This is a genomic window from Edaphovirga cremea (assembly GCF_003332275.1).
Lineage (GTDB): Bacteria > Pseudomonadota > Gammaproteobacteria > Enterobacterales > Enterobacteriaceae > Edaphovirga > Edaphovirga cremea.
In genome coordinates this window covers 207,710-222,860 of the sequence record NZ_QOVA01000002.1, presented here as the reverse complement: position 1 = coordinate 222,860, position 15,151 = coordinate 207,710, and the positions used below count along the sequence as shown (strand labels likewise).

The window sequence follows — 15,151 nt, the reverse complement described above, 5'->3', positions numbered from 1 at the left end:
CAGGTTAACTCTGTTTAGTGATCCCACTCGCAGAAATATCGTTTTTTCTCTTATCAAACAATATTCAGAAAATTGAAGTGAGTCACACAATTCTATTCTCGCGATATAAATATATTATTGATACTTATCCTAAATTAAAAATACCCATATAAATCAGTTAGATATTTTATTCAATTAAGTCGAAAATGTTACAAAAACCACTAATAATATTAATTATAGAAAATTACACTAGTAAATAATTCTTTATGGAGAAAAATATTCTACATATCCAAATAATCACTGCGTTATTGAGCATTAATTTCTCTTGGGCTGAGCGTATTATTTACATGCATTAACCACACCAGGGATTTTTACTAAAAAGAAATCACGCAAATTATAAAATTATTCGAAAAACAACTTACCTGTTCTGCTACAAAATAAAAAGGTTCATATATGGAACAATTACACGAATCGTTAACAACAAAAAATGCCGTACCCAGCAAAGCGGCCCAACGCGCAGGAATGAGTGAAGCGCAGTGGCGAGAGGCCATTAAGTTTGACAGCAATGATACCGGCTGGGTTATTATGAGTATTGGTATGGCGATTGGCGCCGGAATCGTATTTCTTCCGGTGCAAGTGGGTTTAATGGGGTTATGGGTATTCCTCCTTTCGTCCATAATTGGCTATCCCGCCATGTATTTATTCCAGAAGCTATTCATTAATACATTGGCTGAATCACCGGAATGCCAAGATTATCCCAGCGTTATTTCCGGCTATTTAGGCAAAAACTGGGGAATACTACTCGGCGTACTCTATTTTATTATGCTGGTGATTTGGATGTTCGTTTACTCAACCGCCATCACCAACGACAGCGCTTCTTATTTGCATACTTTTGGCGTTACCGACTCTCTTTTGTCTGAGAATCCCTTCTATGGCCTGGCGCTAATCTGCGTTCTGGTGGCTATCTCATCACAAGGTGAAAAGCTGCTCTTCAAGATCTCGGGAATGATGGTCATCACCAAACTGCTGGTTGTCGCGGCATTAGGTGTCTCCATGGTAGGAATGTGGCATCTGTATAATGTTGGCCTGTTACCTCCTTTCGCTATGCTACTGAAAAATGCCATTATTACGCTGCCATTTACATTGACATCCATTCTCTTCATTCAAACGTTGAGTCCCATGGTGATCTCTTACCGCGCCAGGGAGAAATCGCGTGAAGTAGCCCGTTATAAGGCACTGCGCGCCATGAATATCGCTTTTACCATCCTGTTTTGTACTGTTTTCTTTTACGCGGTCTCTTTCACCCTGGCGATGGGTCATGATGAAGCGGTGAAAGCCCACGATCAGAATATTTCTGCGTTGGCGATTGCAGCACAATTCTTCCCCGGTGGTTGGGCGACGGTAGTCAGCGTCATATTGAATATCTTTGCGGTGATGACGGCGTTCTTTGGTGTGTACCTGGGTTTCAGGGAAGCCTGTCAGGGGATCGTCATGAATGTTTTACAGCGCTATCTTCCGGCCAATCGTATTAATGAAAAATGGGTGCAAAAAGGAATTATGGTTTTTGCCATTCTTCTCGCCTGGAGCGCCATTATTCTTAATGCACCCGTATTGAGTTTCACCTCAATTTGCAGCCCGATCTTTGGTCTGATTGGTTGTCTGATTCCTGCTTATTTAGTTTATAAAGTACCAGCGCTGCACCAATATAAAGGATTGGCCCTGAAAATCATTATTATTACCGGCCTGTTATTGTGTGTCTCGCCATTCCTGGCTTTTATGTAATCTCTATTTACATCTGGGTTATACAGAGTATCACGCTATTCCCTGAATAACCCAGATGCTTAATAAGGCAATATTATGAAGCAAGATGTATTAACTCCACGCTGGAATCAATTTATTCGCGCGGTTAAATGTGAAGTTGTTCCTGCATTGGGTTGCACCGAGCCGATTTCACTGGCTCTTGCGTGCGCCGTTGCCACCTCTTATCTGGGCGGTCAACCCGAAGAAATACATGCACGGGTTTCACCGAATTTAATGAAAAATGGTATGGGTGTGACCGTTCCAGGGACAGGTATGGTCGGTTTACCGATTGCTGCCGCTGCCGGGGCATTGGGTGGCGATCCGACCGCGGGGCTGGAAGTACTGAAAGGCCTGAGTGCGACGCAGGTCAAAGACAGCAAGAAAATGCTCGATGAAGGTCGGGTGCATCTCGGTGTGATTGATTCCGAATACATTCTTTATGCCGAAGCCAAACTGATTCGGGGAAGCGAATGGGTTCAGGTTTGTATTGCCGAGTGCCACACGCAGATCGTTCGGATCGTGAAAAATGGTGAGGTAATTCTTGATAATCCCCCTCTGCAACATCGAAGCGAACCGAATGTCTTCGAGGAGGTCACCACCCGGCATATTTACCGGTTCGCTACGGAAGTCCCTTATCAGGAAATCGCCTTCATATTGCACGCAGCAAAATTGAATAGCGCATTATCACAGGAAGGACAACGTGGCCGTTATGGGTTGCACATCGGTGCGACGCTGCAACGTCAAGTCGACAAAGGATTATTGGGTGCCGACTTACTGACAAAAATCATGATACAGACCACGTCAGCGTCGGATGCCCGAATGGGTGGGGCAACACTGCCAGCCATGAGCAACTCGGGGTCGGGTAATCAGGGGATCACCGCCACTCTCCCGGTTGTTGTGGTTGCTGATTATTTGTCATGCGATCAAGAGACGCTGGCACGTGCGTTGATGCTGTCACATCTGATGGCAATCTTCATTCACTCCAAATTGCCTACGCTCTCGGCACTCTGCGCAGCCACCACCGCCGCGATGGGAGCCGCTGCGGGTATGGCGTGGTTATTCAAAAAGGATTATCAGACCGTCAGCATGGCTATCAGCAGTATGGTTGGCGATATCAGTGGAATGATTTGCGACGGTGCATCAAACAGCTGCGCAATGAAAGTCTCCACCAGCGTTTCATCTGCGTACAAGGCCGTGCTCATGGCAATGGAACAGAGCCACGTTACCGGGAATGAAGGTATCGTGGCGCATGATGCTGATGATTCAATTGATAATCTGTGTTCGCTGGCGTGTCGAGGCTTGAAACGTGTTGATGAACAGATCTTGCAGATCATGCTCGATAAACACGCAGCACAATAATCCTATGAGACAAGGTGTCATGACTGGCGCCTTATGCTTTGCGTTTTGACCGTAACATTCGCCGAATCCGCCCAGTATCCCGCAGTAACCCAACGCCCATTCCCAGCAGGGTATATATCAGACCCAGAATCAGCATATTGACGATATCACTGCCCACCTCATTGAACGGCAGCCCCATCTGATTCACCCCGGCAATGGCTTTGGTCGCCCACGTTGAAGGAAGCATTGAAGAAACCGCCCTCACCCAGCCTGGCATCGCCTGGAGCGGCCAGATCGTGCCTGAAATGTAAAACACCGGCATGGTAATGAAAGAGAGCGTCAGGTAGATCATTTCCACGCTGCGCAGGCATTCCGTCAGCAACTTACCCAGGCCGAGAACCGCAATCAAAAAAGGGAAAGTCAGTAACAGAATTTCCGGAATCGTTGCTGTTTGCCGGTAGCCTAATACCCAAGGCCATAAAACGAACAGCACAATCGACAAAAATAACCAGATCGGAATCAATGCCGAGAGTCCGCCAAGGTAGACCGGCAGTGACGGCTTACCCTGTGGCGAACTTTTCAACGCAATACTTACACGCACGCAGGCGATAAGCAGGGAGTGTTGCAACAGCATCACCAGTAATCCGGGGAATATGATCGCGGCAAAGCTGATGCCGGGATTAAACAGATCCAGCGTTTGACCCAAAATCGGCGTAAGCAACACCTGTGCCTGACGCTCGGTAAATCCACTGCGCAGTAATAAGTCAGTATTATATTGGGTTAACAGCTGTTGATAGGCGGCGACCACATCCTGCTGGATCTGCCCATTGGCCAGGCGGTTGGTCGCATCGCCATACACCGGGATCACAATATCCTGACCAGAGAGAATTTTTTTCTCCAGATCTACCGGCATGATGATTACCGCAAATAATTTCCGCCAGGCCAGATCGCGCTCTGCATCGTGAAGATTGTCGTAACTTTTCATCGCGATTTTTGCCGTAGAATCCAGCTCACGAATCAATAAACGGCTGGCGCTACTGTGGTCCTGATCGATTACCGCCACGGGCAAATCCCAGACTGAGCGGTGTACGTAAACCGTACTCATAACGCAGAGTGATACCAGCAGCATCAGCCACATAGGCCTCTCCAACATGCCGATCAGCACCCGGCTGAAAGTTTGCCAGTAACTTTTAAATGCCTGAGTCCAGGTCACTGGCCGAACTCCTGCTTCTGTAAGCGTTTGAGGAGTCGGTTACGCACCAGGAAAGCCGTAACAACCGGATAGATCAACAGGATCGCACAAACACTCAAAATGGCGCTGACCGGGACCTGACGCAAGAAGATGTCGAACATGGCATAGAGTGCATGAGTCAGCGGTTCGATATTCGAAATGATTTGCGCGGGAAGTGGCATCGATAATTCAGGAACCGCCATTCCAGAAAATGTTAAGGCGATACTGACGAATATCCCCATCAGGGTGTAGGCCGTAATGGTCGTGCTGGTAAAGGTAAAGAGCAGTAGCCCCATGCTTTGTGCCGCAATCACATAGAAAAAACCCACCGCCAACATGAACAACGGATTGCCACTGACTCTTGCGTCAAAAAACCATACCAGTAATGCGATCTCAACCATCAGCAGCGTGGTGTAGCAAAGCGTATAGGGGGCGAGTTTACCCAATAGCGCCAGGCTGAAAGGTTTGTCCGTCAATAATGATTTGCTGCGGGCCAATACATAAATCATGCAGGTCACGACAAACAGTTGGATGAGATGAATGGTTGCGGCAAATTGCTGATAGTAGATATAGCTACCGCTGGCGTTAAACAGGCTACCGTAGGAGAGTTCGACGCTGGCCAGGGAGGGCAAGGTTTTGCCAATTTCCGTCGCCACAATACTGCGATAGCTGGCATTGATTTCCGTCATCAAGCCGGAAAAGTCTTGCGTGGCATACAGTCCCGCGCCATAGAACAATGCATTGTAATAGAGGACGACGCTGGGCTGGCGCCCTGCCAACGCATTGGCTTCAAAATTGGGCGGGATATACAGCAGTGCATAATCTTCCACGCTGCGAAGACGGTGTAGTGCTTCGTCCAAACCGCCGTCATACGCCACAACCTGCGCATGAGAACCTGCATCGAATTTACGGATCAACGTGCGCGATAACGTACTGTGATCGTTATCTACGACCGAAACCGGCAGGTTCAGCAACGTCCCTTCCGAAAAATTACTGCTGATTAAAATAAATAACAGTAGCGGGAAGCACCACCCTAACCAGTGAATGACGGGGGAACGGAAGGCGAACTTGATTTCACGCTCGAATGCCCGGCTGAAACAACGCCAGCCAGTTTTTACTCTTTCCATTGCCATAACGTGCTCATCCCCTGGCGTAATCCCTCGGTCGGTTGCAGTGGATAAAGCCTGACTTCAAATGTTTTTAAATCAAAATCCCCTGTGGCACGGGTTGCGCGTTTGGTCGCATAATCCCCCAGCGGCGCAATATAACGGATCTCGGCATCAACCATTCGGTTACCCAAAGCAGGGATCCGCAGAGAAATTTTGTCTCCCTTACGCACGCCAGCAAGAATATCTTCCCTCAGATTGAAAACAAAGTAGGCATCCGGTTGGCGAACCAGCGTCAACAGCGGGCTAGAGGCACTTTCCAACTCCCCCACTTCAGCAGGTATTGGCCCAACCTCACCCGCAACGGGGGCGCGAACCTGCAGATCGTCAGTCTGTGCTTTAATCTCCAACAGATCTTCTTCAGCCTGACGCAACTGCGCGGCATAAGTATCACGCTGTTCAATACGATCACCATTCACGCCTTCATCCAGATTGGCCTTGGCGGCCAGAACCTGTTGGTAGGCGGTATCACGCGCACGTCTTGAATCATCAAGCGCCGAAGTGGAGATATACCCTTTCTTCGCGACAGGAACGTTACGATTATACTCATCCTGCGCATTGCGGTATTCCGCCTGCGCCTGTGCCAATGTGGCTTTCAGGTTGCGAATACTCTCTTCACGGGTACCGTTGATCGACAAATCATACTGCGCTTTGGCTTGATCGCGTGCAGCCTCGGCCGCACGAAGTTGCGCGATAAGTTCAGGGCTTTCCAGCGTCATCAGCAGTTGCCCTGCCTGAACATCGTCCCCCCGCTCAACGTGACGTTCAATGACACGCCCCTTCGCTTTTGAGGCGACGATCACTTGAGGGGCATCCACTTCACCCTGAAGCAGTAAATCCTGATTATTGGCGCGGAACAATATCGCCATAGAGATAATGACAACGACTAACAGTAGGGTAAATAAGGTCTTTTTCTTCATCGTTGCATTCCCTGTAGCGATGCGCGACCCCTCAGGCAATGGCGGTGATTTGTCTTCACGGCCAGTCTGATTCGGTAATTATCCATCCAAATCTCGCTTCTTTTGTTGCCAAACATATTTGTTACATTATATCTGCGAACGAAGTATCACTTTTGGCATTGAGCAACATATTGATGGGGATTATGAAAAAACAGATCTTATGGATTAGGATTAAAGCATACTTTAAATCCCTACAGTTAAATGGAGTATTAAATAGGCAACAAATGGGTAATACTCCTGTTTATCATTAGCTGGCGAAGCGCTTTGCGTTCAGCGAAACAACACGTGAGTAAACGCTATGACATCACATCAAACTGTTCCCCTTTCCGTTCTTGATCTGGCTCCTGTCCCGCAAGGTGCCAGCCCGAAAGAGGCATTTGCATCGTCACTCGATCTGGCGCAGCACGCTGAGAAATGGGGTTATCAACGTTATTGGCTGGCCGAACACCACAACATGACGGGAATCGCCAGCGCGGCGACATCGGTATTGATTGGGTATATTGCTGGCGGCACCAAGACCATTCGTCTCGGTTCTGGTGGCGTTATGTTGCCCAATCACTCTCCGCTGGTGATCGCTGAGCAGTTTGGTACGTTGGCTACGCTCTATCCTGATCGCATTGATCTTGGCCTTGGCCGCGCACCGGGTACCGATCAGCGCACCATGATTGCGCTGCGCCGCCATCTCTCCAGCGAAGTCGATAACTTCCCGCAGGATGTGCAGGAGTTGCAACACTATTTCGCCGATGTTCAGCCGGGCCAGCCGGTACAAGCCGTTCCAGGACAGGGCCTGCATGTGCCGATCTGGCTGCTTGGCTCCAGCCTGTACAGTGCGCAACTTTCTGCATCTCTTGGCCTGCCATTCGCGTTCGCCTCACATTTCGCTCCTGACATGCTATTCCAGGCATTGGCGGTGTATCGCAACAATTTCAGACCGTCTGAGCAATGGCAAAAGCCGTATGCCATGGTTTGCGTCAATGCCGTTGCTGCCGACAGCGATAGTGATGCGCGTTTTCTATTTTCTTCTATCCAGCAGCAATTCATTAATCTGCGGCGTGGTAAACCGGGTCCGCTGCCTGCACCGATAGAAAACATCGATAGCATCTGCTCTCCTGCTGACCAATTTGGTGTCGATCAGGCGCTGCGTATGTCTGTCGTCGGGGATAAAGAGAAAGTTCGCCGAGGATTGCTGGCGCTGTTGCGGGAAACGCAAGCGGATGAGTTGATGATTAACGGTCAGATATTTGATCATCAGGCGCGTTTGCATTCGTTCGAAATTGTCTCCCAGCTTCAGGGCGACTTGATTAAAGAACAGCGAATTGACTAAACGCTGAGTCAAAATCCAGACGAAAAAAAACCAGCCCGTCACAGGCTGGTTTTTTATTGCATCAACGCAGAGGTTGATTAGGCGTCGTTGAAACGACGTGGTGCACGCTGACCATCGCGGTTAGCGGGCGCACTGCGACGTTCACCGGTGCCAGTGTTGCCGCCTTCACGACGCTCACCACTGAAAGAACGACCACGGCCACCCTGAGGGCGATCGCCGCCAGCGAATGAACGGCCACGACCTGCGCCTGCTGGTGCTGCGCCAGCCGGAGCGCCACCTTCACGACGTTCACGACGTTCGCGCGGTTGTGCATCACCCAGCAGTTGCATATTCAACGGTTTGTTCAGGATACGTGTACGGGTGAAATGAGACAGCATATCGCCCGGCATGCCTTTCGGCAGTTCAATGGTTGAATGGGTAGCAAACAGCTTGATGTTACCAATGTAACGGCTGCTGATATCCCCTTCATTCGCGATAGCGCCCACAATGTGACGTACTTCTACGCCATCATCACGGCCCACTTCGATGCGATACAGTTCCATCTCGCCAACGTCACGGCGTTCACGGCGTGGAGCCGAACGATCGCCTTCACGGGCTTCAGGACGACTGTCGCGACGACGATCGCTGCCACGGTCAGCACCACGATCGTCACGATCGCTGAATTCACGACGCGGACGCGGTTTGTAGACCGGATCCGGTGGCAGAATCAATGGGCGCTCACCCTGTGCCATTTTCAGCAGAGCGGCAGCCAGCGTCTCGATGTCCAGTTCTTCTTCTGGCTGCAACTTGGCCAGCAGAGCACGGTACATATCCAGATCGCTGCTTTCCAGTTGCTGCTGGACTTTAGCGGCAAATTTAGCCAGACGACGTTGACCCAGCAGTTCTGCGTTTGGCAGTTCTACTTCAGGAATGGTCAGTTTCATCGTACGTTCGATGTTACGCAGCAGGCGACGCTCGCGGTTTTCTACAAACAGCAGCGCACGGCCAGCACGTCCTGCACGGCCAGTACGACCAATACGGTGAACGTAGGATTCTGAATCCATAGGGATATCGTAGTTAACAACCAGGCTGATACGCTCAACATCCAGACCACGTGCAGCCACGTCGGTGGCGATCAGAATGTCCAAACGACCATCTTTCAGGCGTTCCAGAGTCTGCTCACGCAGTGCCTGATTCATGTCACCGTTCAGTGCCGCACTGTTGTAACCGCTACGCTCAAGGGCTTCAGCCACTTCCAGCGTTGCATTTTTAGTACGAACAAAAATGATTGCCGCATCAAAATCTTCAGATTCCAGGAAACGAACCAGCGCTTCGTTTTTACGCATGCCGCCAACAGTCCAGTAGCTCTGGCTGATGTCTGGGCGAGTCGTTACGCTGGACTGAATACGCACTTCCTGCGGATCTTTCATGAAACGACGGGTAATACGACGAATCGCTTCTGGCATGGTTGCAGAGAACAGCGCGGTCTGATGTTGCGCCGGGATCTGAGCCATGATGGTTTCAACATCTTCGATAAAGCCCATGCGCAGCATTTCGTCAGCTTCATCCAGAACCAGACCGCTCAGGTTAGAGAGATCCAGCGTACCGCGTTTCAGGTGGTCCAACAGACGACCTGGGGTACCCACAACAACTTGTGGGCCCTGGCGCAAAGCGCGCAATTGCACGTCATAACGCTGGCCGCCATAAAGGGCTACCACGTTGACGCCTTGCATGTGCTTGGAAAAGTCCGTACATGCTTCAGCAACCTGAACAGCCAACTCACGGGTAGGTGCCAGCACCAGTACCTGAGGGGCTTTCAAATCGGATTTAATATTGTGCAACAGCGGTAATGCGAACGCTGCTGTCTTACCACTGCCGGTTTGCGCCATGCCCAGGACATCGCGACCGCTCAGTAAAAGTGGAATACATTCCGCCTGGATCGGAGACGGTTTTTCGTAGCCCAGATCGGTCAGGGCGTTAATAATAGGAGCAGACAGCCCCAAGTCAGCAAAAGAGGTTTCAAACTCAGTCATGTACACGTGCCTCATTAAATATGGCGGCCAGTCTACATAACTCGTCGAGAAAATTTTCAGTCATTTTCATTGAAAAGTGTGAACCGGCTCAAATTAGATTATAAAACGAACAAAAAAGCCCTCACCCGCCAAGGTGATTAACTATGGTAAAAACCATTGTAATTCAGGCTGATAGTTGTCCGTCAGCTATTGCTGGTCCGATTCTGATAGGTCGTCTTGCTCTTGGCCTAAAAGCGCCAATTCCAACAATGCATAGCGGTGCTCAACAAAGTTATGTACGTTGTTAGCTACCGTCAGTTTGAACAGAGCAGAAGCACTGTTCTTGTCCCCCAGACTCAGGTAGTGTTTACCCAAATAGAAGTCAGTTTCACTGAGATGCTCAGCGAGCGAAGTGTTATCCGTTGCATCCGCCTTGAGGCGTTCCATCAGCGTTTTTTCGCTGATATTGCCCAGGTAGAATTCGACAATATTCCATCCCCATTGCCCTCTGTCCGATTTTTCATAACGCTGTTCAAGCATTACTGCAGCTTTCTTGGGATCAATTTCTCGTTCCACCAGATAAAGCCATAACGAACGGAAGGGATCATTTGGGTCGTCTTGATAAAACGCCTGCAGATCATCCTGCGCTAACGGGTATCGACCACCGTAATACAGTGCGATTCCTCGATTCAAACGCGCGTAGTTGTAAGTTGGATCAAGCTCTAATACAGAATCAAACGCTTCATAGGCAGCATCGAAATTGCCTGCCTGCGTTAAGTAAATGCCCAGGTAGTTGAAAACTTCCGGCATATCAGGACGAATCGCCAACGCTTGTGAGAAATCATTTCGCGCCAGTGCCCGTAGCCCTAAGCTATCATACAGCACTCCGCGCTCATATAATAGCTGCGCTCGCTCATCATCTGTCAGTGCACGGCTCGCAAGGATTTGTTCCATGCGTGCCAGAATCACTTCCTGCTGCAGTGTTGGCTGCAACGGGATCGCCAGAACTTCGTCTTTACGCCAATCATGGTTGCTGCATCCTGCCAGCAATAGTGCTGTCGCAACATAACACCAGCGCAAGAAAGGCTTCATTTCCCACTCCCGAAGACAAACGTTGGATGAATATCCTGTCATCCGCTTGCTTAAAACAAGAGCGTCCTGCTCTCGCGATAAGAACAGTTCCCCGCCTGAAAGACAGGGAACTGTAAAACTTCTTGTTACAGAAATTATTCTGCTGAAGGTGCTGCTGTCTCGCCCTGGCCCGGCGTGGTCGCTTCTTTGATGCTCAAGCGAACGCGACCCTGACGATCGACTTCCAGGACTTTGACCGGTACTTCCTGACCCATCTGCAGGTAATCGGTCACTTTCTCAACGCGCTTGTCAGCGATTTGGGAAATGTGTACCAGACCCTCTTTACCGCCACCGATGGCAACGAACGCGCCAAAGTCTACGATACGGGTCACTTTACCTTGATATATACGGCCTACTTCGATTTCAGCAGTGATCTCTTCGATGCGACGGATAGCATATTTCGCTTTCTCTCCGTCGGTCGCAGCGATCTTAACAGTGCCATCATCTTCAATTTCAATTGTAGTACCGGTTTCTTCAGTCAGTGCACGGATAACAGAACCACCTTTACCGATCACGTCCTTGATTTTATCAACGCTGATCTTGATGGTGTGAATACGCGGAGCAAACTGAGAAATATCACCACGTGGGGTGCTGATAGCCTGTTCCATCACGCCCAGAATGTGCAGACGCGCACCCTTGGCCTGGTTCAGGGCAACCTGCATGATTTCGCGGGTGATACCTTCAATTTTAATGTCCATCTGCAGCGCGGTAATGCCTTCACGGCTACCGGCCACTTTAAAGTCCATGTCACCCAGATGATCTTCGTCACCCAGAATATCAGACAGAACGATAAAGCTTTCGCCTTCCTTGACCAGACCCATCGCGATACCCGCAACAGCGGCTTTAATAGGCACACCTGCATCCATCAGGGCCAGGGAAGCGCCACAAACAGAAGCCATAGAAGATGAACCGTTGGATTCAGTAATTTCTGAAACTACACGCACAGTGTACGGGAAGTCTTCTGGTTTAGGCATAACAGCCAGCACACCACGTTTCGCCAGACGACCATGACCAATTTCACGGCGTTTAGGCGAACCCACCATCCCGGTCTCACCAACGGAGTATGGAGGGAAGTTGTAGTGGAACAGGAAACCGTCGGTTTTCTCGCCCATCAGTTCGTCAAGATTCTGCGCGTCACGGGCAGTACCCAGAGTAGCGGTAACCAGCGCCTGAGTTTCACCACGGGTGAACAGTGCAGAGCCGTGAGTACGTGGCAGAACGCCAGTACGAACGTCCAGACCACGGATCATGTCTTTTTCACGGCCATCGATACGCGGCTCGCCACGCAGAACGCGGCTGCGAACGACGTTCTTCTCGATGCTGCCCAGCAGATCGGAGATTTCGCCAGCATCCAGTGTTTCTGCTTCTTTCAGTAAAGCTTCAGTAACTTCAGACTTGATGACGTTAACCTGAGCATAACGCTCCATTTTGTCAGTGATACGGTAAGCATCACCCAGGCGAGCTTCTGCAAGCGCAGCAACGCGGGCATTCAGTTCTGCGTTAACGGCTTCAGGTTGCCAATCCCATTTTGGTTTGCCTGCTTCGGCAACCAGGGAATTGATGTTATCAATAACAATCTGTTGTTGTTCGTGACCGAATACCACGGCGCCCAGCATTTGGTCTTCGCTCAGCAGTTGTGCTTCGGACTCAACCATCAATACTGCACCCTTAGTACCGGCAACAACCAGATCCAGACGGCTTTCTTTCAGCTCATCTGCGGTAGGGTTCAGAACATATTGATCGTTGATGTAACCAACGCGCGCAGAACCAATCGGTCCACTGAATGGAATACCGGACAGGCTCAGTGCAGCAGACGCACCAATCATCGCCACGATGTCTGGGTTCACCTGTGGGTTCAGAGAAACCACGGTGGCGATAACCTGAACTTCATTCAGGAAACCGTCTGGGAACAGAGGACGGATCGGACGGTCGATCAAACGGGAAGTCAGGGTTTCGCCTTCGCTCGGGCGGCCTTCACGACGGAAGAAACTTCCTGGAATACGGCCGGCAGCGTAAGTACGCTCCTGATAGTTTACGGTCAGAGGAAAGAAGCTCTGGCCCGGTTTGGCTTTTTTAGCGCCTACAACAGTAACGAATACAGCGGTGTCGTCCATGCTTACCATAACAGCAGCAGTTGCCTGACGCGCCATCATGCCGGTTTCCAGCGTGACAGTATGTTGGCCGTATTGGAATTTACGAATAGTCGGATTTAGCAAAGTTATATCCCTTTATTGGAGGCGCGCGATCGTTCTGACGATCTGGCACACCAGTTACTTACCAATCTTCACATTACATCCTCGCGACTAATGACAACCCTTACCCCGTTCCACGCCGGTGGTAAAGTCTCTCATTAGCCGCGCGAACCTCTGCAACAGAAGATCAACGTTACAAACAACAATACATTAACCTGATTTATTGTTGCTTCCTAGAATAAAGGGGCCAATTTGGCCCCTTTACACTGAAACTCGCAGACTTAGCGACGCAGACCCAGACGTTCGATCAGGCTGGTGTAACGCGCAACGTCTTTACCTTTCAGGTAGTCCAGCAGCTTACGACGCTGAGAAACCATACGCAGCAGACCACGACGGCTGTGGTGATCTTTTTTGTGTTCTGCGAAGTGACCTTGCAGGTGGTTGATCTGAGCAGTCAGCAGGGCAACCTGAACTTCAGTGGAACCACTGTCGTTGGTACCGCGACCGTAATCAGCAACGATTTGAGCCTTAGCTTCAACACTTAGAGACATTGTAATACTCCAAAAATTATAGATAAATTAACAGGCGCCGATCTCTAATTCAGCAGCCCAATGCATAAGCTGCGCCATTCTACTCTCAGCGCAGTGGGATCGCAAGACGGGCGTCAGGGGATCAGACCGGGTCTTCAACCACCAAACGCTTCGGTGCTACCCGTCCATCGTCATCAATTTCGCCAACGCCGATGAACTTATGTTCTTCACCTTCCGTGATGCGAACCCGACCTGAAGCCGGTGCACCTGCGGCCTGAACCGGTTGACCTTGCTTGACATAACCCGCCACGGCAGGCAGCAAATTCACCTCAGGAAAATCTTGTACCGCGCTATCCATCGGCAGCAATAAAGGATCAAGCAATGAACCCGGTACGATCTCCTCACTTTGCGCCTGCTCAAGCAACGCATTAAGTTGCTCAAGTGTTACCATCCGCTCGTAAGGATACGTCGCAACCTGCAAACGACGCAGGAAAGTCACGTGGGCGCCGCATCCCAACTTTTCACCCAGATCATCAATGATGGTCCGGATGTAGGTGCCTTTGGAACAATGAATTTCCAACTCCAACTCATGCCCTTCCCAGCGTATGAATTGCAGTTCGTAAACAGTTATCGGACGCGCTTCACGCTCAACCTCGATGCCCTGACGCGCGTATTCGTACAATGGTCTTCCCTGATGCTTCAGGGCCGAATACATCGACGGGATCTGCATCGTTTCACCGCGAAAACTCTCCAGGACGCTATCAAGTTGCTCCTGACTGAACGTGATATCGCGTTCTGAAATCAGTTGGCCATCTGCATCGGAGGTATCCGTGCGCTGACCAAGACGGGCAATGACGCGATAGCGTTTATCTGAATCGAGCAGAAACTGGGAAAACTTGGTCGCTTCACCCAGGCAAACAGGCAGCATACCGGTCGCCAATGGATCAAGTGCACCGGTATGTCCCGCTCGGTTCGCGTTGAAAATACGCTTCACTTTCTGCAAAACGTCGTTGGAGGACTGGCCCTGCGGTTTATCGAGTAACAAAATGCCGTGGACATCACGGCCGCGACGGCGTGGGCGGCTCATCAGGACTCCTTGTCATCACCTGCCGCAGAGCGACGTTCTGTATCGTTTTTCACGACATTGGTCACCAGATTCGACATGCGCATCCCTTCTACCAACGAGTTATCGTAGGCAAAGGTCAGTTCAGGAACAACTCGCAGGCGCATGGCTTTGCCAATCAACGTACGGATAAAACCCGATGCATCTTGCAGTGCCTTGATGCCGTTGGTGACACGAGCTGGATCGTGGTTTTCAACCAACACATCCAGAAAAGTGACATATACCTTGGCATAAGCCAGATCGCGGGATACTTCTACGCCGGATACGGTCGCCATGCCAACGCGCGGATCTTTCACTTCGCGCTGCAGAATGATTGCGATCTCTTTTTGCATCTCTTGCGAGACACGCTGAGTACGGCTGAATTCTTTTGCCATAATGGACTCTCCA

Annotated in this window: 13 protein-coding genes; 3 read left to right on the top strand and 10 right to left on the bottom strand. The window is 50.2% G+C overall.

The window, feature by feature from the left end; translation table 11 throughout:
- Nucleotides 1–432 precede the first annotated feature (432 nt).
- Together DRI82_RS03980 and DRI82_RS03975 are read left to right on the top strand one after the other, a co-directional pair.
- Nucleotides 433–1,761, top strand: coding sequence for an SLC5/6 family protein (locus DRI82_RS03980; protein ID WP_114192199.1), 1,329 nt, complete (start codon nt 433–435; stop codon nt 1,759–1,761).
- Nucleotides 1,762–1,836: 75 nt separating this feature from the next.
- Nucleotides 1,837–3,138, top strand: a complete 1,302-nt coding sequence (locus tag DRI82_RS03975) for an L-cysteine desulfidase family protein (protein ID WP_114192198.1) — start codon at nt 1,837–1,839, stop codon at nt 3,136–3,138.
- A gap of 31 nt (nt 3,139–3,169) precedes the next feature.
- On the opposite strand, the gene DRI82_RS03970 is transcribed toward DRI82_RS03975, so the two are convergent.
- From DRI82_RS03970 to DRI82_RS03960, 3 genes are read right to left on the bottom strand one after another with little or no spacing between them, the layout of a single operon-like run.
- Entirely contained in the window at nt 3,170–4,270 is a 1,101-nt protein-coding gene (locus tag DRI82_RS03970; protein WP_114192416.1) for an ABC transporter permease, read from the bottom strand.
- Nucleotides 4,271–4,326: 56 nt separating this feature from the next.
- Nucleotides 4,327–5,481 (bottom strand): ABC transporter permease, encoded by a 1,155-nt coding sequence (locus DRI82_RS03965; protein WP_114192197.1) that lies wholly within the window; start codon nt 5,479–5,481, stop codon nt 4,327–4,329.
- Nucleotides 5,463–6,434, bottom strand: coding sequence for an HlyD family secretion protein (locus DRI82_RS03960; protein WP_114192196.1), 972 nt, complete (start codon nt 6,432–6,434; stop codon nt 5,463–5,465). The genes DRI82_RS03965 and DRI82_RS03960 overlap by 19 nt, the downstream gene beginning before the upstream one ends.
- Before the next feature lie 337 nt (nt 6,435–6,771).
- Between DRI82_RS03960 and DRI82_RS03955 the strand changes: the two genes are divergently transcribed.
- Nucleotides 6,772–7,797: a luciferase-like monooxygenase gene (locus DRI82_RS03955; protein ID WP_114192195.1), complete on the top strand. Its 1,026-nt coding sequence runs from the start codon at nt 6,772–6,774 to the stop codon at nt 7,795–7,797.
- A gap of 77 nt (nt 7,798–7,874) precedes the next feature.
- On the opposite strand, the gene DRI82_RS03950 is transcribed toward DRI82_RS03955, so the two are convergent.
- The 7 genes from DRI82_RS03950 to rbfA form a co-directional block, all read right to left on the bottom strand.
- Nucleotides 7,875–9,809 (bottom strand): DEAD/DEAH family ATP-dependent RNA helicase, encoded by a 1,935-nt coding sequence (locus DRI82_RS03950; protein ID WP_114192194.1) that lies wholly within the window; start codon nt 9,807–9,809, stop codon nt 7,875–7,877.
- A complete protein-coding gene (yrbN, locus tag DRI82_RS24665) occupies nt 9,802–9,873 on the bottom strand; it encodes a protein YrbN (RefSeq protein WP_425452620.1) in 72 nt (23 codons plus the stop codon). Before yrbN ends, DRI82_RS03950 begins: the two co-directional genes overlap by 8 nt.
- Before the next feature lie 122 nt (nt 9,874–9,995).
- Nucleotides 9,996–10,880, bottom strand: a complete 885-nt coding sequence (gene nlpI, locus DRI82_RS03940; protein WP_114192193.1) for a lipoprotein NlpI — start codon at nt 10,878–10,880, stop codon at nt 9,996–9,998.
- A 134-nt stretch (nt 10,881–11,014) separates the two neighbouring features.
- Entirely contained in the window at nt 11,015–13,135 is a 2,121-nt protein-coding gene (gene pnp / locus DRI82_RS03935; protein ID WP_114192192.1) for a polyribonucleotide nucleotidyltransferase, read from the bottom strand.
- A 257-nt stretch (nt 13,136–13,392) separates the two neighbouring features.
- The gene (gene rpsO / locus DRI82_RS03930; RefSeq protein ID WP_114192191.1) at nt 13,393–13,662 is read right to left on the bottom strand and encodes a 30S ribosomal protein S15; all 270 of its coding nucleotides are present in this window, start codon (nt 13,660–13,662) and stop codon (nt 13,393–13,395) included.
- A gap of 121 nt (nt 13,663–13,783) precedes the next feature.
- The gene (gene truB, locus DRI82_RS03925; RefSeq protein ID WP_114192190.1) at nt 13,784–14,728 is read right to left on the bottom strand and encodes a tRNA pseudouridine(55) synthase TruB; all 945 of its coding nucleotides are present in this window, start codon (nt 14,726–14,728) and stop codon (nt 13,784–13,786) included.
- Nucleotides 14,728–15,138 carry a 30S ribosome-binding factor RbfA gene (gene rbfA / locus DRI82_RS03920; RefSeq protein ID WP_114192189.1) on the bottom strand — a complete coding sequence of 137 codons (411 nt, stop codon included), beginning with the start codon at nt 15,136–15,138 and terminating at the stop codon, nt 14,728–14,730. The genes truB and rbfA overlap by 1 nt, the downstream gene beginning before the upstream one ends.
- Between the last annotated feature and the right edge of the window lie 13 nt (nt 15,139–15,151).